18 protein-coding genes are annotated in these 18210 nt (G+C 68.5%); 6 read left to right on the top strand and 12 right to left on the bottom strand.

The features are described 5' to 3' along the window. Window positions 1–115: 115 nt before the first annotated feature. Window positions 116–1228, bottom strand: a complete 1113-nt coding sequence (locus ACNKFW_RS20645; protein WP_028710375.1) for a ParB/RepB/Spo0J family partition protein — start codon at window positions 1226–1228, stop codon at window positions 116–118. Further along, window positions 1221–2630, bottom strand: a complete 1410-nt coding sequence (locus ACNKFW_RS20640; RefSeq protein ID WP_333484172.1) for an AAA family ATPase — start codon at window positions 2628–2630, stop codon at window positions 1221–1223. The genes ACNKFW_RS20645 and ACNKFW_RS20640 overlap by 8 nt, the downstream gene beginning before the upstream one ends. A gap of 516 nt (window positions 2631–3146) precedes the next feature. Here ACNKFW_RS20640 and ACNKFW_RS20635 point away from each other — a divergent pair. After that, entirely contained in the window at window positions 3147–4331 is a 1185-nt protein-coding gene (locus ACNKFW_RS20635; RefSeq protein WP_143091263.1) for a replication initiation protein, read from the top strand. A gap of 9 nt (window positions 4332–4340) precedes the next feature. Here ACNKFW_RS20635 and ACNKFW_RS20630 read toward each other — a convergent pair whose 3' ends face one another. Further along, the gene (locus tag ACNKFW_RS20630; protein ID WP_028710372.1) at window positions 4341–4700 is read right to left on the bottom strand and encodes an ArsR/SmtB family transcription factor; all 360 of its coding nucleotides are present in this window, start codon (window positions 4698–4700) and stop codon (window positions 4341–4343) included. Window positions 4701–4763: 63 nt separating this feature from the next. Between ACNKFW_RS20630 and ACNKFW_RS20625 the strand changes: the two genes are divergently transcribed. Then, window positions 4764–5210 (top strand): SRPBCC family protein, encoded by a 447-nt coding sequence (locus ACNKFW_RS20625; protein WP_028710371.1) that lies wholly within the window; start codon window positions 4764–4766, stop codon window positions 5208–5210. A 38-nt stretch (window positions 5211–5248) separates the two neighbouring features. Here ACNKFW_RS20625 and ACNKFW_RS20620 read toward each other — a convergent pair whose 3' ends face one another. The 8 genes from ACNKFW_RS20620 to ACNKFW_RS20585 all read right to left on the bottom strand — a co-directional run bounded on the left by ACNKFW_RS20620 (window position 5249) and on the right by ACNKFW_RS20585 (window position 13567). Then, entirely contained in the window at window positions 5249–7102 is a 1854-nt protein-coding gene (locus tag ACNKFW_RS20620; RefSeq protein WP_083413838.1) for a sigma-54-dependent Fis family transcriptional regulator, read from the bottom strand. Between the two features lie 79 nt (window positions 7103–7181). Then, window positions 7182–8255: a 2,3-butanediol dehydrogenase gene (locus ACNKFW_RS20615; protein WP_024845814.1), complete on the bottom strand. Its 1074-nt coding sequence runs from the start codon at window positions 8253–8255 to the stop codon at window positions 7182–7184. Window positions 8256–8264: 9 nt separating this feature from the next. Then, the gene (locus tag ACNKFW_RS20610; protein WP_024845815.1) at window positions 8265–8594 is read right to left on the bottom strand and encodes a carboxymuconolactone decarboxylase family protein; all 330 of its coding nucleotides are present in this window, start codon (window positions 8592–8594) and stop codon (window positions 8265–8267) included. Beyond that, on the bottom strand, window positions 8591–9379 hold the full coding sequence (locus tag ACNKFW_RS20605; protein ID WP_024845816.1) for a glucose 1-dehydrogenase: 789 nt from the start codon (window positions 9377–9379) through the stop codon (window positions 8591–8593). Before ACNKFW_RS20605 ends, ACNKFW_RS20610 begins: the two co-directional genes overlap by 4 nt. 49 nt (window positions 9380–9428) lie before the next feature. Then, window positions 9429–10532 carry an acetoin dehydrogenase dihydrolipoyllysine-residue acetyltransferase subunit gene (locus ACNKFW_RS20600; RefSeq protein WP_074990734.1) on the bottom strand — a complete coding sequence of 368 codons (1104 nt, stop codon included), beginning with the start codon at window positions 10530–10532 and terminating at the stop codon, window positions 9429–9431. A 1-nt stretch (window position 10533) separates the two neighbouring features. Further along, window positions 10534–11541, bottom strand: coding sequence for an alpha-ketoacid dehydrogenase subunit beta (locus ACNKFW_RS20595; RefSeq protein ID WP_024845818.1), 1008 nt, complete (start codon window positions 11539–11541; stop codon window positions 10534–10536). A gap of 13 nt (window positions 11542–11554) precedes the next feature. Further along, window positions 11555–12535 (bottom strand): thiamine pyrophosphate-dependent dehydrogenase E1 component subunit alpha, encoded by a 981-nt coding sequence (locus tag ACNKFW_RS20590; protein WP_028710366.1) that lies wholly within the window; start codon window positions 12533–12535, stop codon window positions 11555–11557. Between the two features lie 18 nt (window positions 12536–12553). Continuing rightward, window positions 12554–13567 carry an ATP-NAD kinase family protein gene (locus ACNKFW_RS20585; protein ID WP_024845820.1) on the bottom strand — a complete coding sequence of 338 codons (1014 nt, stop codon included), beginning with the start codon at window positions 13565–13567 and terminating at the stop codon, window positions 12554–12556. Window positions 13568–13700: 133 nt separating this feature from the next. Between ACNKFW_RS20585 and ACNKFW_RS20580 the strand changes: the two genes are divergently transcribed. From ACNKFW_RS20580 to ACNKFW_RS20565, 4 genes are all read left to right on the top strand, one after another. Further along, a complete protein-coding gene (locus ACNKFW_RS20580; RefSeq protein ID WP_024845821.1) occupies window positions 13701–14837 on the top strand; it encodes a hypothetical protein in 1137 nt (378 codons plus the stop codon). Between the two features lie 244 nt (window positions 14838–15081). Beyond that, complete coding sequence (locus ACNKFW_RS20575) at window positions 15082–15528, top strand: hypothetical protein (protein WP_231486930.1); 447 nt, start codon at window positions 15082–15084, stop codon at window positions 15526–15528. Then, window positions 15522–15935 carry a helix-turn-helix domain-containing protein gene (locus ACNKFW_RS20570; RefSeq protein ID WP_231486932.1) on the top strand — a complete coding sequence of 138 codons (414 nt, stop codon included), beginning with the start codon at window positions 15522–15524 and terminating at the stop codon, window positions 15933–15935. The genes ACNKFW_RS20575 and ACNKFW_RS20570 overlap by 7 nt, the downstream gene beginning before the upstream one ends. Before the next feature lie 268 nt (window positions 15936–16203). Continuing rightward, window positions 16204–16641, top strand: a complete 438-nt coding sequence (locus tag ACNKFW_RS20565) for a TonB-dependent receptor plug domain-containing protein (RefSeq protein ID WP_418025563.1) — start codon at window positions 16204–16206, stop codon at window positions 16639–16641. Here the strand turns inward: ACNKFW_RS20565 and ACNKFW_RS20560 are convergent. Further along, the gene (locus ACNKFW_RS20560; RefSeq protein WP_418025561.1) at window positions 16550–18196 is read right to left on the bottom strand and encodes a recombinase family protein; all 1647 of its coding nucleotides are present in this window, start codon (window positions 18194–18196) and stop codon (window positions 16550–16552) included. The genes ACNKFW_RS20565 and ACNKFW_RS20560 overlap by 92 nt on opposite strands. Window positions 18197–18210 lie beyond the last annotated feature (14 nt).

The raw sequence follows: 18210 nt of genomic DNA, 5'->3' as shown, positions 1-18210 counted from the left end.
GGCCTCTGCTTATTGCTACCTTCCTTGGCAGGCTTTGGCAACAAGGCCGGGACCGTCAGGGCGTGATGCCGGTCCCGGCCTTGGGGCTCATCCTCAAGGTTTCGCTGCGAAACCCCTAGCCGTCCAGCAGCGCCTGGATCTCGCGCACCACCCGCTCCATGAGATCGTCGTCCAGCTGACCGCCCTCCAGCCTCAGGATATGCGCCTTGCCCTCTCTGCCCCAGCGGATCTCGACGCCGCCTGCGGTGCGCCGGGTCATGGCCTCGCTCCAGCCTTGGCGCGGCGCGTTGGAGCGCGGACGCCCCGCCCGGCCCAGCTCGCTGCGATTGCTCTCCAGAGCTTGCAGCACCGGCTCGATCAGGGCCCATTCCTCCTCGGCATCGCCGGGAATCCGCACGGACAGGGATTGCCGCAGCCGGGCCTCGGCGCCGTTGCGCAAGGCGGTGGCCAGGCGCAGGCCGCGCCTTTCGGTCAGCGCCTCGGGAAAGCGCAGCATGTCGCCCAGCTCCTCGAAGATCAGCGCGAATGAGCGCACCTTGGACCGCTTGGCCTTGGAGCCGGTGGCGAAAAGCTTGTTCACCGCGTCCTCGGTATTGGCGAAGGCGCCCTGGTTGGCGGCGATCACGGCGATGCGGCCGCGCTCGAAATGGCTCAGCTCCTCGCGGACCTCGTTCTCCTCGACCATGGCGACGAAAGCCTCGTCGGTCTCGGTGCGGGGGCGGATCAGGGCGCGGATCGTGGCATGCTTCTCGGCCTGGGTCAGGTCGTGCAGCGCCCGCACCGCATGCAGCCGGCGATAGCCCGAGAGCAGCCCGTAGCGCGGCCCCTGCCCTTCGGGCCGGTCGATCTCGAAGACCTCGATCGGCAGCCGCAGCCCATGCGCGGCGATGGACAGCCGCAGCTCCTGCATGTCCTCCTCGCTCATCACCATGCGGTCGCGGATCATCGCGCCCTCGTCGATCTGCTCGATCGGCAGCTCGACGATCAGCAGCCCCCGCTCCTGCGCGTCATGCAGCCGGGCGGCATCGGCATCGGCCCTGGCGCGGGCGGCGCGGCTTTCCACGCTTTCGGCGCTGGCCAGGGCGGCGCTGTCGGCCGCGACCTGGGCGATGGGGGGGGCGATGCCGCGGCCCAGGGCGGGCCGCTCGAAGGTTTCGCTGCGAAACTGCGCCTCGATCCGGTCCAGATCGGCGCTGCTGGGGGTCTCCAGCCTTCTGCGCTTAGCCATGGGCCTGCTCCTTCACCTCGGCCGCCTCGTTGGCCTGCTGCATCTGAAGATCGCGCCACCAGGTGCCCAGGATCAACTCCTTCACCTCGGCCCAGGTGCGGTCGAATGTCTCGCGGCCGCGGACATAGGTCTCGCGGTTGAACTCGCGGTAATCGGCCTCGTAGATGCCGTTCACCTGTTCGCCGGCCTGGCCGACCATGGCGGTCAGTTCCTGGCGATAGGTGGTCATGAAATCGCCGAAATAGGCCTGGATGACATTCGCCAGGTCGGTCTGCTGGGCGGCGTCGAAGCGGGTGATGATGGCCCGCACCGCGTCCCATTCGAAGCGCATCTCGGGCAGCCCGTCGCGGCGGCGGGCGGCGTTCTCGCCTTCCTCGACGCTGGCGAAGGTCGAATAGAGCATGTCGAAGAAGCGCCCGGTCGAGTCGAATTCCAGGAACGAGGCGCCCAGCGGGACCAGCAGGATGTCGGCCGCCGCCAGCGCGTTGATGGTCAGGTAGCCAAGCGCGGGGGGCGTATCGAGGATGATGATGTCATAGCTTTCCAGGATGCCGTCATTGGCCAGCGCATTGCCGAGCGCATCCCAGAGCGGCCAGCCGCGCAGGCCCATGCGCCAGACCGGCACCTGGAATTCGGCCCAGTAGAGGTTCAGCTGCGCGCCGAGCAGGTCGATATTGGGCCAATGCGTCTTCTGGATCAGGTCCGTGGCAGAAAGCGTCAGCGCCTCGGTCAGGGTCTCGTCGAAGGGCAGGGGGGTTTGTCCCGCCGCCTCGCGCACCCGGTTCTCGTCCTGAAGCGCCAGCGCATAGTCCTTGGCCAGAAGCGGGAAGGCCGTGGACCATTCGTCGGCCACCTTGCCACCCATGATCGAGGTCATGCTGCCCTGGCTGTCCAGGTCGATCACCAGCACCTTGTAGCCGTCCAGCGCCGCCGACATGGCCAGATGCGCGGCGGTCGAGGTCTTGCCGACGCCGCCCTTGAAATTGGCCACGGCGATGGTCTTGGCCGGCAGGCCCTCGGGGCGCCAGGGGCGGTATTCCCGGCCGGCCGCGCCCTCGGTCGCGAAATGGTCGCGCAGGCGCAGCACGTCGTCGAGGCTGAACCATTTCGAATTGCCCTCGCCCTGGCCCTGCGGCAGGTCGGGGTTCTTGAGCAGCACGCGGCGGAAATGCGCCGGCGCCACCGGGATCAGGTAGCGGCAGACCTCCCAGGTGGAAAAGCGGCGCAGCCGCTTCCTGCCGTCGGGGGCATAGCCGCGCTCGGCCAGATCCTGGCGGCCCTTGGCGGCGAAGGCGGCGGCTTTCGCGAATCGGGCCGTGTCGATAGGCTCGGAAAGACGCTGGGCCGCCTTCGCCGGGCTGATGTTGAAATAGGGGGGAAGGGGGTCTTTGCCTGAAGACATGCCGCTACCTCTGCGATGTGCTGCTTCGTTGGATATTTTGGCGAAACTATTACACATCCCCGGCCGCAAGTGAATCGTTCTGCGAGGTTTCGCAGCGAAATTCCCCCGGAATCAGGAAAAGCAGCAGCGTAAAGTTTGGATTCCTTTCAGGTCTTTAGAATCTTTGCGGGTCAAGAATCCGCGGTTTTTCATAGGGATAAGGACGATAAGGCACCCGTTTACAGGTCCAAAGGCACCTGTTTGCGGGACCAGGAGCACCCGAATCCGGGAGGTGGGGCACCGATTCGCGGGAAACCGGGTTTCCACATGCGGGATCGGCCGGAAGGCGCGGTTTTCTGCCTGTTTCGGCCCCAAGACCCGACTCCTGCGCCCTGTAAACGGGTGCCTTTCGCGGCCGGAAGCGGCAAAGGCACCCGTCTTCGGGATGGCGTTTCGCGGATCATGGGAACCCGGATGACTGTTGTGGCGAGGTACCTGATCGGGCATAATCCGCATAACGACAAGAAGGGCAGGGCGATGGGGGATATTCCTCGCGACCAGCTTTCGGGCGCGCTGCGCCGGGGGGCGGTCAAGAAGCATGTGGCGGCGATCCATGTCTCGGGCAAGCTGACGCTATTGCAGCGCAAGCTGTCCAACGTCCTGCTGCTCAATGCCTATGACACGCTGATCAGCCGCGCGCGCCACCAGATCGACGCGCGCACGCTGTGCCTGATGATCGGCTATAACAGCAACGACATGGAGACGCTGAAGCAATCCCTGCGCGGCCTGGCCGAGACGGTGGCCGAATGGGACATGCTGGACGAAAAGGGCCAGCAGGAATGGGGCGTGTCGAGCCTGCTGAGCTATGCCAAGCTGAAGGGCGGGATCTGCGAATATGCCTATTCCCCGGCGCTGGCGGAAAAGCTGCACGACCCCAAGGTCTTTGCGCTGATCAACCTGAACATCCAGCGCCGCTTCACCAGCGGCCATGCGCTGGCGCTTTACGAGAATTGCTATCGTTTCGTCAGGACCGGCTCGACCGGCTGGTGGCCCTTGGACCTGTTCCGGCGGCTGATGGGGGTCGAGGGCTCGGCCTATTACGAGACCTTCAAGCACCTGAACGCCAAGGTCATCAAGCCCGCCGTGGACGAGGTGAACCGCACCAGCAACATCCTGGTCACGCCCGAGACGAGGAAGCAGGGCAGGGTGGTGACGGAAATCCGCTTTCGCATCACGGAGAACCCGCAGCTGGCGATCCTGGACATGGACGACGGCGAGGGGATGCGGCACGGCGCCGTCTATGCCCGGCTGCGCGGCCTGGGGGTCAGCGACCGGCTGGCGCGGCAATGGCTGACCGCGCATGGCGAGGAGCAGGTGCTGGAAAAGCTGGATTATGTCGAGACGCGCAAGAACGTGAAAAGCAAGCTGGGCTACCTGACCGCGGCGCTGGAGGGGAATTTCGGCGCGACGGCCGAGCGGGCAGGGGAGGCGGCCCCCAATCCGCGGGCCGAGCGGCTGCGCCGCATCCTGGACGCGGTCAAGGCCCGCACCCCAACCCAGCGCGATGCCGACAAGCGGCTGTTCCTGGCGCAGCTGTCCGATGCCCGCATGCGCGAGGATTTCGAGAAGCACGGCTGGATGTCGCCGCTGAACGCCATCCGCATCGCCGCCTTCTGGGAGGAGATGTCCCCCGGATTGCTGGAGGGGCTGGACGAGGTCTGAGGGCCGCGCCTAGCCCGGCAGGGCCTTGTCGCGGTCCTGCGGCTGGCCGTCCTCTGCCGCGCGTTTCAGCCCGGCCAGCATGGCGGCGGCATGGGCGGCATAGGGGCCGATCCAGCGGTCCTGCAGGGCCTGGATCGGCAGCGCGTCCAGGTGGTTCCACCTTTCGCGGCCGCGGCGCTCGACCACGACCAGCCCGGCCGCCTCCAGCACCCGCAGGTGCTGCATGACCGTGCAGCGGTCCAGCTGCGGCATCGCCTCGCACAGCCCGCCGGTGGTCTGCGGCCCCGCCTTGAGCCGGTCGAGCAATTGCCGCCGCACCCGGTGCCCCAGCGCCTTGAACAGCGCGTCGTCCTGATCTTCTGTTGACATGTTATAGTTCTATAACATTATGGGATGCAGGACAAGGGCGGACAGAACCAGGAGGATCGTCGCATGGAACTGAAATTCACCGTCAGCGGCCGGATCGCGAAGCCGGTCGGCGAGGTGTTCGAGGCCGTGGTGAACCCCGACAGCCTGTCGCAGTTCTTCACCACCGGCGGGGCGAGGGGGCGGCTGGCCACCAGGGCCGAGGTGAGCTGGGATTTCCACGATTATCCCGGCGCCTTTCCGGTGCTGGTGCAGGAGGTGGTGCCCAACGAGCGCATCGTCCTGCAATGGGAGGCCGAGGGCGAGCCGCGCATCTGGACCACCGTGACCATGGCCTTCCACCCGCTGGAGGACGGGCGCACGCTGGTGCGGATCAGCGAATACGGCTGGCCCGAGACCGAGGCCGGGCTAAGGGGCTGCCTGGGCAATTGCGAGGGCTGGACCGGGATGCTTTGCGCGATGAAGGCATGGCTGGAACACGGCATCAAGCTGCGCGAGGGCTTCTACAAATAGACCGGGCGGCTTGGCGCGGGCCGTTCCGGCGCCGGCGCCTAGCCTTGCCGGCGGTCCATCAGGCCGGCGCGGTGCAGCCTGCGGTAGAAGGTCGAGCGGTCGATCCCGGCCAGCCGCGCCGCCGCCGAGACATTGCCGCGGCACCGTTCCAGGAATGCCAGCAGTTCGGGCCCGGATTGCGGGTCGGGCTGCGCCGCGGGGCCGGCGATATGGCAGGGCAGGTCGTCCGGCTCGACCGGCCGGCCTTCGCAAAGCGCCGCGCATAATTCGCAGACATTGATGATCTCGCGCACATTGCCCGGCCAGTCATGGGCCAGCAGCCGCTGCCGGGCGGCTTGCGTGAAGCCGACCCTTTCCTCGGTGGCGGCGGCGATGCGGTCGATCAGCCATTCCAGGTCGCGGCGCGCGCGCACCGGGGGCACGTCCAGCACCAGCCCGTTCAGGCGATAGAACAGATCCTGGCGGAAGCTGCCCTCGGCCACCTGCGCGGCCAGGTCGCGATGCGAGGCCGAGATGACGCGGATGTCCACCGGCTCGACGCGGGTTCCGCCGACCGGCAGCACCTCGTGCTCGGCCAGAACGCGCAGCAGCCGGGCCTGCAGGGGCAGGGGCATGTCGCCGATCTCGTCCAGGAAAAGCGTGCCGCCATGCGCCTCGCGGATCAGGCCCTTCTTGCCGCGGGCATGGGCGCCGGTGAAGGCGTTCGGGACATAGCCGAACAGCTCGGATTCGATCAGCGCCTCGGGCAGGGCGGCGCAGTTGATGGCCACGAAGGGGCCGCGGCGGCGCGAGGACTGGTGCATCGCGCGGGCGATGAACTCCTTGCCGGTCCCGGTTTCGCCGCGCAGGATCACGCTGATCTTGCGGTCCACCACCTTGGCGGCGCGCTCGGCCAGGTGCTGCATGGCGGGATCGCCGCCGTGGATGGCGCGCAGGGGGGCGGGCAGGGCGGTGGCGGCGGTACTGCGCGGCGGGGCGGCGGGCGGCACGGCGCGGGCAAAGAGGATGCCGCCCGACTGCATCTCCAGCACCCCCTCGACCGGGGCCTGGGCCGCCGACAGCACCGGCAGATCCTCGAAGTCGTGGGCAAAGACATCGCTGAAGGGGCGGCCGATCAGATCGCCCCTTACCAGCTCATGCGCGTTATGCGTCATGCCGGTGATGCGGCCGTCCGCCCCGACCGCCACCGCCGCCATCGGGTCCACGTCCAGAAATTCGGGCGAGGGATGCAGGCGCAGGATCCAGTCCGAGCGGTGATTGCAGGCCAGGTTGGCCATCTCGATGCGGCGGGCGCAGGATTTCATCACCTCCAGCGTCAGCGCCTGGCTGATCTTGTCCTGCGGCGCTTGCAGATGCGACAGATCCAGCACGCCCAGCAGGTTGCCGCGGCTGTCGTGGATCGGTACCGCCGTGCAGGACAGCGGCGTCAGCGTCACGTCGAAATGATCGCTGCGATGCACGGTGATCGCCTGGCCCGAGGCCAGGCAGGCGCCGACCCCGTTGGTGCCGACGTCGCGCTCGTGCCATTCCGAGCCGGTGATCAGCCCGGCATGGCGCAATTCGCGATCCAACTGCGCATCGCCGATGGCGTCCACGGTCACGCCCCGCGCATTGGCCAGCAGCAGCACATAGCCCATCGAATTGACCCGGCGATAGAGATCCTCCATCCCGTGCCGGGCCATGCGCAGCAATTCCTCGGATTCCTGGCGGTGCTGGCGCAGCTCGCCCTGGGTGACGATGCGCGGCCCCAGGTGCCGGGTCGGGTCGAGCCGGTGTTCGTTCACGCAGCGCCGCCAGGACGCCAGAACATCCGGGTCGCGGCGCGAGGATTGCCCTTCGGCCGCGCGAAAGATTTCAAGGACATGCGTCCCCGTGTCCTGCATTCCTCCCATCGGCTCCTCCCAAAGCCCGGCGCGACGATAGCACGGCTTGGCCGCGCCGGGGTGGAAAACTTTGCCGCGGCGGCGGGACTCAGCGGGACAGGTCGATCAGGATCTTGAGCTGGGTGCCGGCGGGGTCCAGCAGCGCCTCGAACCCCTCGGCCACGGCCTGGTCCAGCGCGATGCGCCTGGTCACAACCCGGCTGGCCGGAATGGCGCCCGAGGCGATCAGCTCGATGGTGCGCGGCCAGCCATGGGTCGGATAGCACCAGGAGCCGCGGATCTCGGCATCCTTGAAGGTCAGCTGGAAGAAATCCACGCTGCCCTTGCCCGGATGCAGCCCGGTCTGCACGATCACCCCCTGCTTGCGCAGCGCGTCGAGGCAGGATTGCAGCGCCCGTTCGTTGCCCACGCATTCCAGCGCCACGTCGCAGCCGATGCCGCCTTCGGTGCCGGCGCGCACCCGCTCGCCCACATCCTCGCGCGCCGGGTTGATGGCGACGACACCGGGCACCACCTCGGCGGCGAGCGCCAGCCGCGTGTCGTTCACGTCCGAGACGAACAGCCGCGTCGCGCCGAAGGCCCGCGCGGTCAGCAGCGCCAGGATGCCGATGGGGCCGGCGCCCGTGACCAGCACCGAGTTCCCCGCCGTGATCCGGCCGCGGTCGCAGGCATAGACGCAGACGGCGGTCGGCTCGACCAGCGCGGCCTCTTCGTCGGTCATGCCGTCGGGGATCTTCTCGACATTGTAGTCGTTGAGCAGCGCCATCTCGGCCATGCCGCCCGAGATCCAGGACAGCCCGACCAGCGCCAGGCTGCCCGAGAGGTTGTGCCAGCCCCGGTCGGCGAAATATTCGCCGCCGCGCGGCATGATCAGCGGCTGCACCGCCACCCGGTCGCCGGGCGCGACCTTGGTCACGCCCTCGCCCACCGCCACGACCTCGCCGCCGAATTCATGGCCCAGCACCTGCGGGCCATGGGCGCCGGAATAGGGATGCGGCTGGGTGGGGATGAAGATCGGGCCCGAGGCATATTCGTGCAGGTCGGTGCCGCAGATGCCGACGAAGCGGTTTCGGATCAGCACCTGGCCGGGGCCGGGCCGGGGCGGTTCGGGGATGTCCTCGATCCGCAGATCCCTGGCGGCGTGGAAACGCAATGCTTTCATGGGGATGCCTCACAATTCGTCATAGGCGGCCAGCGCCTTGGCGGCATAGACCGTGCCCGGCCCGCCGGACATCTCGATGGCGATGGCAAGAACCTCGACGAACTCGTCGCGGCTGGCGCCATGGGCCTTGGCCTCGGCGGTGTGGAAGATGATGCAATCCTCGCAGCCGCGCCCGATGGCGACGGCGATGGCGATCATCTCTTTCATGGCGGGGCCGATCCGGCCCTCGCGGTTCGCGGCGGCCATCAGCCCGCGGAATGCGGACATGGTCTTGCCGTCTGCCTTGTAGAGCGCGGCGGCGCGGGCGTTCATCTCGGCCAGTTTCTGTTTCGCGCTCATACCAGAACCATCCCTCCATCGACGACCAGGCTTTGCCCGGTCATGTAATCCGACCCGGCCGAGGCGAGGAAGATCGAGACGCCGGCCAGATCCTCAGGGCGCGAGGGGCGGCCCAGCAGGATGTCGGCGGAAAAGCCCTCGAAAGCCTCGTTGTCGCGGCTGGTCAGCCCCTCGTCCTTGAAGCCCTTGTCGATCAGCTTCCACATGTCGGTGGCGACCACGCCGGGGCAGATGGCGTTGACGCAGATGCCGTGCCTGCCGAAGGCGCGGGCCGCGGCCTGGGTCAGCGCCACCACGGCGAACTTGCTGGCCGAGTAATGCGCCAAGGGCTCGTAGCCCTGCTTGCCGGCGATCGAGGCGGTGTTGACGATCTTGCCGCCGCCGCCCTGGGCGATGAACTGCCGTGCCGCCTCCTGGATGCCGATCAGCACGCCCATGGCGTTCACGTCCATGACGCGGTGCCAGTCGTCCTCGGTGATGTCGTTGAACGGCTTGACCTGGGCGATGCCGGCATTGTTGAACATGGCATCCAGCCGGCCATGTTCGGCGACGGTGCGGGCGATCAGCGCGCGCGTGCTGGCGCGGTCGGTCACATCGACGGCAAGGCCGATGGCCTGCCCGCCCGCCTCGCGGATCTCGGCGGCGGTGGTTTCGGCGGTATCGGCGGCGATGTCGGCGATCACCACCCGGGCGCCGGCCTGCGCCAGCCCCTCGGCGATGGAGCGGCCGATGCCGCGGCCGGCGCCGGTGACGATGACCACGCGGCCTTCGACGGAATTGCTCATCTCTCTCCTCCCATTGCAAGGGGCCGCCCCCGAGGGGACGGCCGGCGGTTCAGGCGATGAAGTCGCGGATCAGGCGGTTGACCTCGGCCGATTGCTCCATCTGCACCATGTGGCCGGCGTCCGGGATGACATGGCGCGACGCCCCCGGCAGGCTTTCGGCATGGGCGGCGGGGATGATCGCATCGGCCTCGCCCCAGATCACCTGGGCGGGGACGCCCGAGGCGGCCAGCGCCTCGGCCAGTTGCTCGGCCTGCCGGCCCTCGCGGAACAGGTTTCCGGCCAGTTCGGCCAGGAAATCCGGCACGCCGTCGAGGCGCTTGTATTTCAGCAGATCCTCGACCATCGCGCGGCTGACCAGCGACTGGTCCCTGAACAGATGCGCCAGCACCGGCTTCAGATCCTTGCGCCCGGTGGCCTTCACGAAGCCGTCGATGTAATCGGCATTGATCTCGGACCCGAGGCCCGCCGGACAGATCAGCGTGACCGAGGCCGCGCGTTCGGGGTGCCGGGCCGCCAGCGTGCCGGCGACCAGCCCGCCCATGGAATGACCGGCCAGATGCGCCCTGTCCGCGCCGATATGGTCGAGGAAGGCCAGGACGGTTTCCACCATCAGCCCCAGCCCCGCCGGGCGCGCCGATTTCACCGACTGGCCATGGCCGGGCAGGTCCAGCGCATAGACCGGCGCGGCTTCCGCCAGCGCGTCGATGTTGAACAGCCAGTTGTCCAGATCGCCGCCGAAGCCGTGGATCAGCACCAGCGGCGCGCCCTCGCCCGGCCGCTCGGCATAGCGGATGCGGCCCATGGGCAGGTCGGCATATTGATAGGCGGGTCCGGCATCTTCGTCCTCGTCGCCGGCCGAGGGCGCCTGATAGGCGGCGACATAGGCGTCGATTTCCGCGTCCGGCACCGATTCCGGCGCCATCACCGCCAGCAGCGCGCGCACCGGATAGGTCTCGCCCTCGATGCCGACGCGGCGGCGCAAGAGGCCCCCGTCGGCGGCCTCGACCACATTGGCGATCTTGTCGGTCTCGACATCCATGATCTCGTCGCCGGGCTTGATCTCGGCGCCCTCGGCCACGTGCCAGGCCGCCAGCTTGCCCTCGCGCATCGAGAGCCCCCATTTCGGCATCAGGATCGGGGTGATGTCTGCCATGTCAGTTCTCCAGCGTCTTGCGGACGGCCGCGGCGATGCGCTCGGCCGAGGGCACATAGGCGTCCTCCAGCGAGGGCGAGAAGGGCACCGGCGCATGCGGCGGCGTCACCATCTGGATCGGTGCCTTGAGGGCGCCGAAGGCGTCCTGCGCCACGGTGGCGGCGATGTCGGCGGCGATGGAACAGCGCGGGTTCGCCTCGTCCACGCAGACCAGCCGGCCGGTCGCCTCGACGCTTTCCAGCACCGTGTCCATGTCGATGGGCGAGAGCGTGCGCAGGTCGATCACCTCGGCGTCGACGCCGTCCTTCTTCAGCATCTCGGCGGCTTCCAGCGCGCGGCCGACCATCTGGCCATAGGTGACGATGGTGGCGTCGCCGCCCTCGCGGACGATGTTCGCCTCGCCGAAGGGGATGGCATAGGGCTCCTCGGGCACATCCGCCGTGCTGGCGTAGAGGTTCTTGTGTTCGAGGAAGATCACCGGGTCGTTGTCGCGGATCGCCTGGATCAGCAGCCCCTTGCAGTCATAGGCGTTCGAGGGGCAGACCACCTTGAGGCCGGGGATATGGGTGAACAGCGGCGTCAGCATCTGGCTGTGCTGGGCGGCGGCGCGGAAGCCGGCGCCGCACATCGCCCGGATCACCACCGGGGTTTCCGCCTTGCCGCCGAACATGTAGCGGAATTTCGCCGCCTGGTTGAAGACCTGGTCCAGGCAGACGCCGATGAAATCGACGAACATCAGTTCCGCCACCGGCCGCAGCCCCGCCGTCGCCGCGCCGATGGCGGCGCCGACATAGGCGCTTTCCGACAGCGGCGTGTCGATCATCTGCTTCGGGTGCTTGGCGTAAAGCCCCTTGCTGACGCCCAGGACGCCGCCCCAGGCGTCATCCTCGCCCTGCGCGCCGGCGCCGCCGACGATATCCTCGCCCATCATGATCACGGTGGGGTCGCGGCTCATCTCCTGATCCAGCGCCTCGTTCACCGCGTCCTTCATGCTGATGATGCGTGCCATGGTAATTCCTCCCTCAATAGCTCACATAGACGTCGGCGGTCAGTTTCGCGGCCTCGGGCAGCGGCGCGGCGATGGCCTCGGCCACGGCCTCGTCGATCAGCGCCGCCACCTCGGCGTCGATGGCATCGAGCTCGGCATCCGAGATCACCCCGGCCTCGGTCACTTTCTGGCGGAACAGCTTCAGGCAATCGTTGTGGGCGCGGTTGTATTCGTTCTCGCCCGGCGCCTTGTAGGTCTGGGCGTCGCCTTCGAAATGGCCGAAGAAGCGCACGTTCTTGCATTCCAAGAGCGTCGGCCCGGCGCCTTCGCGGGCGCGGCGGATGACCTCGCCCGCCGCCTCGTGGACGGCGAAGAAATCCAGCCCGTCCACGGTGATCCCCGGCATGCCGAAGCCGGTCGCCCGGTCCACGTAGCTGTCCGAGGCGGTGGCATAATCGACCGAGGTGGATTCGGCATAGCCGTTGTTTTCCACCACGAAGATCACCGGCAGGTTCCAGATCGCGGCCAGGTTCATGCTTTCCAGCACCGTGCCCTGGTTCGAGGCGCCGTCGCCGAAGAAGGTGATGCCGACGCCGTCATGGCCCAGCTTCTGCGCCGCCAGCGCCGCGCCGCAGACCAAGGGCGCCCCGGCGCCCAGGATGCCGTTCGCGCCCATCATTCCCAAGGACAGGTCGGCGATATGCATCGAGCCGCCCTTGCCGGCGCAGCAGCCGGTGGCCTTGCCATAGATCTCGGCCATCATCGCCTTGACGTCGACGCCCTTGGCGATGCAATGGCCATGGCCGCGATGGGTCGAGGCGATGCGGTCGCGGTCGTGCAGATGCATCATGATGCCGACCGCCGTCGCCTCTTCGCCGGCATAGAGGTGGACGAAGCCGGGGATCTCGCCGCGGGCGAAATCGACATGCAGCCGTTCCTCGAAATCGCGGATGGTGCGCATCTTGCGATAGGCGTCCAGAAGCTGCTCTTTCGGCAGCGGAAACGGATTGGACATGAACTCCTCCCTTATGGTTCAGTCTGGGTTGCGGATGAACAGCCCGGCCGCGGCCGCATGGGCCATGCAGGCGGGCACGTCGATGGTGCGGAAGGCGTCGGGCACCAGCCGCACCGAGACCCGGTCGCCTTCGGTGAATGTCAGCTCGCGCTCGCCGTCGAAGGCCAGCGTGCCGGCGCGGATCGAGGGGGCATGCGCCCGGCCCGGTGCCATCCGCGCGACGCCGGCGATGCCCAGCCGGTCGATCAGCCCCGGCGCGATGGGGGCAAGCAACTGGCGCGGCGCGTCGGGCGACAGGCGGATATGGCGGCCCTCGGGCGTGGCGCGGTCCACCGGGTCGCAAAGCCCGGCGATCGCGGACATGCCGATGGCCTGCGGCAGGCCGAAGGTCACGAACAGGTCGCGAAAGCCCGTCGTCTTCCAGATGGCGCGGGCGCCGACGAAACGGTCCTCGACCACGGCGACATCGACCAGCGCGATCTCGCGCCGGTCGCCCATCGCGACCTCCAGCCATTTGTTCGGGCGCAGCGCCACGTCCGGGGGCACCTGTCCGGTCGCGGCCAGCCCCACGGCCAGGCCGGTGATCGTCGGCTCGCGTAGCTCCGGGAAGGCGTTGTTGGTGCCGGTCGAGACGCCCGCCACCGGCACGCTGCCGCAGGCCCCCACGACGACGCGGTTGGTGCCGTCGCCGCCCAGCACCACGATGGCCGCGACGCCTTCGGCCGCCATCATCCGGGCGGCGCGGGCGCTGTCCTCGGGCGTGGCGGTGACGGGCATGTCCAGGTAGCGCAGCTGCGGGAAATTGGCGTGGCCCAGCCGCGCCTCGCGCCGGATGCTGCGTTCCAGGTGAAAGCGGATGCCGCCGTTTTCCGGCATGACCAGCACTTCCTCGACCCCGGCCGCGGCCAGCCCGGCCATCATGCGCAGCACGATATTGGCGCGGTCGTTGATGGGCAGGTTGCCCGCATGCGAGATCACCCGCCGGATGTCGCGGGCCGAAATCGGATTGGCGATGATGCCGACCTTGACCATGTCCGTCCTCCCTGACCATCATGCAAGCAACGACCGTGCCAGGGTCTGCAAGGCGGGATTTCCGGGGATTGCGGGGCGCGGGTGTCGCAGCGGCTGCAACACCTGTCGCGCCACGGGGCAGGGAGGCAGGACCATGCAAAGGCAAGAGCCGCGCCAGATCAGGGGCCTGTCGCTGAGCCAGCAGATGCGGCTGTCGCTGGAGGTGCTGCGCATGGACGGGGCCAGGCTGCGCCGGCGCCTGCGCCACGAGGCGGCGGCCAATCCCTTGCTTGCCCTGTCGGCGGGGCCCGAGCCTGCGGCGGTCGTCTCGGGCCGGCAGGCGCTGCTGGAGCAGGTCGGGCTGATGCGCCTTGGCCCCGAGGAGGCGCGCATCGCCCGCGGCCTGGTGTATTGCCTGGACGAGCGCGGCTGGATCGCCGACCCGTTGCCCGAGATCGCCGGCTGGCTGTCCTGCAGCGCCGCGGCGATCGAGGCGCTGCTGCCCCGGCTGCAGGGGCTGGAGCCGCCCGGCGTCTTTGCCCGCTCGCTGGCCGAGCATCTGCGGCTGGGGCTCGAGGCGGCCGGGCGCTATGACCCGATGATCGCGACGCTTCTGGACCGGCTGGACCTGGCGGCGGCGGCGGATCTTGCCGCCATCGCCGGCCATTGCGGCTGCGACCTGGAGGATGCGGCGGGGATGCTGGAGGATCTGCGCCGGCTGGCCCCCTGTCCGCTGTCCGACGACCCGGCGCCGGCGCCGCCCGAACTGGAGCTGACGCACGAGGGCGAGCTGCGCTGGATCGCGCCGACCGGGCTGGCGCTGCGCGATGGCGCGGCGGACGGGCCGGGCCGCATCGCCGCGCAGGCTCTGGTCGCGGCGGTCGAGGGCCGGGCGGGCACCCTGTGGCGCATCGGCCTGGCCCTGGCCGAGGTGCAGGGGCCATGGCTGCTGGGCCGGGGGCGGCTGAATCCGCTGACCATGACCGCGCTGGCCGAAAGGCTGGGGCTGGACAAGAGCACCGTCAGCCGCGCGGTCGCCGGGGTGGCGATCCGGGCGCCGCGCGGGACCGTGCCCTTGCGGGATCTGCTGCCCGCGCCGGTCAGCCCGCGCCTGCCCGGCGTGGGCCGCGAAGCCGTCCTGCGCCTGCTGGCGGCGCTGATCGAGAACTGGCCCAGGGCCGAGCCGCTGTCGGATGCGCGGCTGGCCGCGGCCCTGGCGCGGCGCGGCATGCCGCTGGCGCGCCGCACCGTCGCCAAATACCGCGCCAGCCTGGGCAAGCCGCGCCGGTAACGGGCGGCGGCGATTCCGTGCGGCGGCATCCTGCCGATGCCTCGATCCCCTGGATCGGCAAGGCGGATTCGCCGGGACGGGGGCCTTTGCGATGCGTGCCGCCGCGTCGGGCCGGCGGGCCGGCCTGCAATTCAGGGTTTTCCAATCAACAATTTGCGATGCCGGGCTCGTGGCGGTGCCGGCAATATCCAGCAACGCATCCAGGCAGGAGAAGATGCCGCCCCATAAGGGGTTTCGCCCCCGGATGGAGACCCGCATCCACGGGTTGCGGACCCTGGCGCCGCTGTCCTTCCGCCGCTTTTGCGGCGCGATCGCCGATGTCTGGTCGGTGCGGGGCGAGGCGGGCGGCGGCGGGCTCTACATCGCGCCGGACCCGCGCATCGTGATCTTCCTGGGCGAGGCACCGCCGCCGCTGGCGCTGCGCACCGGCGCGGACAAGGCCGAGCATCGCGGCATCCAGGCGCTGCATGTCCCGGCCGGCCTTCCGCTGCGGAGCCGCATCGAGGCGCGGCATGAAAAGATGCACCTGGGCTTTCACCTGGAAAGCGGTGCCTTGCAGCAGCGGCTGGCGGCCGCGAACATCCGGCCGGACCTGTCCGTGCCGCGGCTGATCGGGCAAGCGGCAGCCTGGCCGACCTTGCCCAGCTGGCGGCCGACGCGGTCCGGTCCCCGCGCCGGGGCGACATGCTGATCGATGCGCTGCTTTCGGCCACCTTGGGCGAGATCTTCGCCACCGAAGCCGAAACCGGGCCATCCGCCCCGGTCAGCGGCGGGCTTTCCCTGCGCAGGATGGCCGCCCTGGAACGCCACCTGCACCAGAACCTGAACCGCCATGTCACGGTGGCCGGGATGGCCGGGCTTTCGGAAAGCCGGTTCTTTCACGCCTTCAAGCAATCGTGCAACGAGACGCCGCAGCGTTGGCAGGCCAGCCTGCGGCTGAACGCGGCCTGCGAGATGATGCGCGATACGGCCCTGTCGCTGGCCGACATCGCCTATGCGACGGGCTTTGCCGACCAAGCGCATCTGTCGCGCGCCTTCCGCGCCGCCCATGGCATGCCCCCTTCGGTCTGGCGCCGCATCGCATTGCAGGATTCCTGAACAAAACCCAGTGGTCCCGTTCAAGACAGCCGCGGAATACCCGAGTTCATAGCTCGGAAACTTTCGCGGACAGAACAGGTCAAGATGAACAAAGCCCAACCGCTCCTTCTCGGTGTCAGCGTGTTTGCCGTCGCGCCGACCAGCGCCTTCGCCCAGGACCAGCAGGATCCCCGCCAGGCCTTCATGGGGGCGATCGTGCTGGACACCGTTGCCATCGCGGGGTTTGAAAACCCCCAGCGCGCCGCTGGCGGGCAGGGTCGTACGTTCCTTGGCCATCACCAAGACCGGCCGGCCGATCCTGGCGACGCAATCCTCGGTCTCGGTCGTGCCGCGCGCCCAGATCGAAGAGCAGGGCGCGACGAACCTTTCCGAGGCGCTGAGCTATTCCGCCGGCATCGTGACCGGGAATTATGGCGGCGATCCGCGATTCGACAGCCTGTTCCTGCGCGGCTTCAACCTGGAGAACGACAAGTTCCTGGACGGGCTGCGGCTGATGCGCGCGACCCAGTTCCCGACCAGCGCCCCGGTCTTCGAGCTTTACGGGCTGGACCGGGTCGAGGTGCTGCGTGGCCCGGCCTTGGTGTTTTACGGGGCGGGATCGCCGGCGGGCCTGGTCAACATGGTGCAAAGCGCGCCCCCGCAACCATCTTTACTTGCGCCCCCGCTGCATCCGCCGCGGGGTTTTTGCGTTGCGCGGAAAGCGTAAGGATTCCGGCAAGATCGCCCTGAACGTCGATCTCGATCCGGTCCTGCCCCGGCGTCAGCACGATCCGGTCGATCAGCGAGCGGATGATCTCCGCCGCCTCAATGCGCTGCGCCTCGTCGTCGCCTTGCAGCGTCTCGTAGAGCTGCTGCACCCGTGCCCGGTATTGCAGCGCCATCGAGGGATGCAGCAGGGGCGGGGGCTCGTCGGCATTGGCCAGGAAATCTTGCAGTTCCGCCTTGCGGGCGCGCAGCGTGTCGCCGCGCTCCTTCACCGCCTCGATCGAGATGGCGTCCCGCATATAGAGGTCCATCAGCTTCTCTTCCTCGCGGGCGATCCGCTTCAACTCGGCCTCGGCCTTGTCGATGCCGGCGCCGCTTTCCATGCGCAGCCGGTTGGTCTCCCTCGTATAAGCATCGCAGAACTCCGCGAAGAGTTCGGGGTCGACGAGGCGGGTCCGCAGGGCGTTCAGCACCCGCGATTCCAGCGCGTCGCGGCGGATGTTGACGCGGTTGTCGCAGGTGCCCTTGTTGCGCGCGGTCGAGCAGCCGATCAGATCCTTCGAGATCGCCGAATAGCCGCCACCGCAACAGGCGCACTTGGTCAGCCCCGAGAACAGGTATTTGGGCCGCCGACGGTGGTTCACCTTGCGGACGTCGGCGTTGCCGCGCGCGTCCCGCGCGACGGTATTGGTCTTCTGCCGCGCCTTCACGGCGTTCCAGAGATCGTCGTCGAGGATGCGCAGTTCCGGCACCTCCTGGATCACCCAGTCCTCTTCCGGGTTGAGCCGGGCCTGGCGCTTGCCGGTATCGGGATCCTTGATGAAGCGCTGGCGGTTCCAGACGATCCTGCCGACATACATCTCGTTGTTGAGGATGCCGTTGCCGCGCCTCGGGTTGCCGTTGATGGTGCTGAAGCCCCAATCTCCGCCCGAGGGGGCGGGGATGCCGTCCCGGTTCAGGGCGACGGCGATGGCCTTGGCCGATTTGCCGGCGGCATAGTTGCGGAAGATCCGGCGCACCACCTCGGCCTGCGCCGCGTTGATCGCCCGGTCGCCGCGGATCGGCTCGCCATTGCCGTCCAGTTTCTTGACGACATCGTAGCCATAGGCGTTGCCGCCGCCGGATTTGCCGGCCTCGACGCGCCCGCGCTGGCCGCGCCGGGTCTTGTCGGCCAGGTCCTTCAGGAACAGGGCGTTCATCGTGCCCTTCAGGCCGACATGCAATTCGCTGATCTCGCCCTCGGACAGGGTGAACATCCTCACGTCGGCATAGCGCATGCGCTTGTAGATGCCGGCGATGTCCTCCTGGTCGCGGCTGATCCGGTCCAGCGCCTCGGCCAGCACCAGATCGAAGCGGCCGCGTGTCGAATCCATGACCAGCGCCTGGATGCCGGGCCGCTGGATCATGCTGGCGCCGGAGATGGAATGGTCGGAATATTCCTCGACCACCCGCCAGCCTTCCTTCTCGGCGCGCAGCCGGCACATGCGGAACTGGTCGGCGATCGAGGCATCGCGCTGCTGGTCGGAGGAATAGCGGGCGTAGACGGCGACCTTCATGGCGGCACTCCCTG

This window comes from Paracoccus sp. TD-10, assembly GCF_048270675.1.
GTDB classification, from domain to species: domain Bacteria; phylum Pseudomonadota; class Alphaproteobacteria; order Rhodobacterales; family Rhodobacteraceae; genus Paracoccus; species Paracoccus pantotrophus.
The sequence above is the reverse complement of the archived record's forward strand: the minus strand, read 5'-3'. Positions and strand labels throughout refer to the sequence as shown.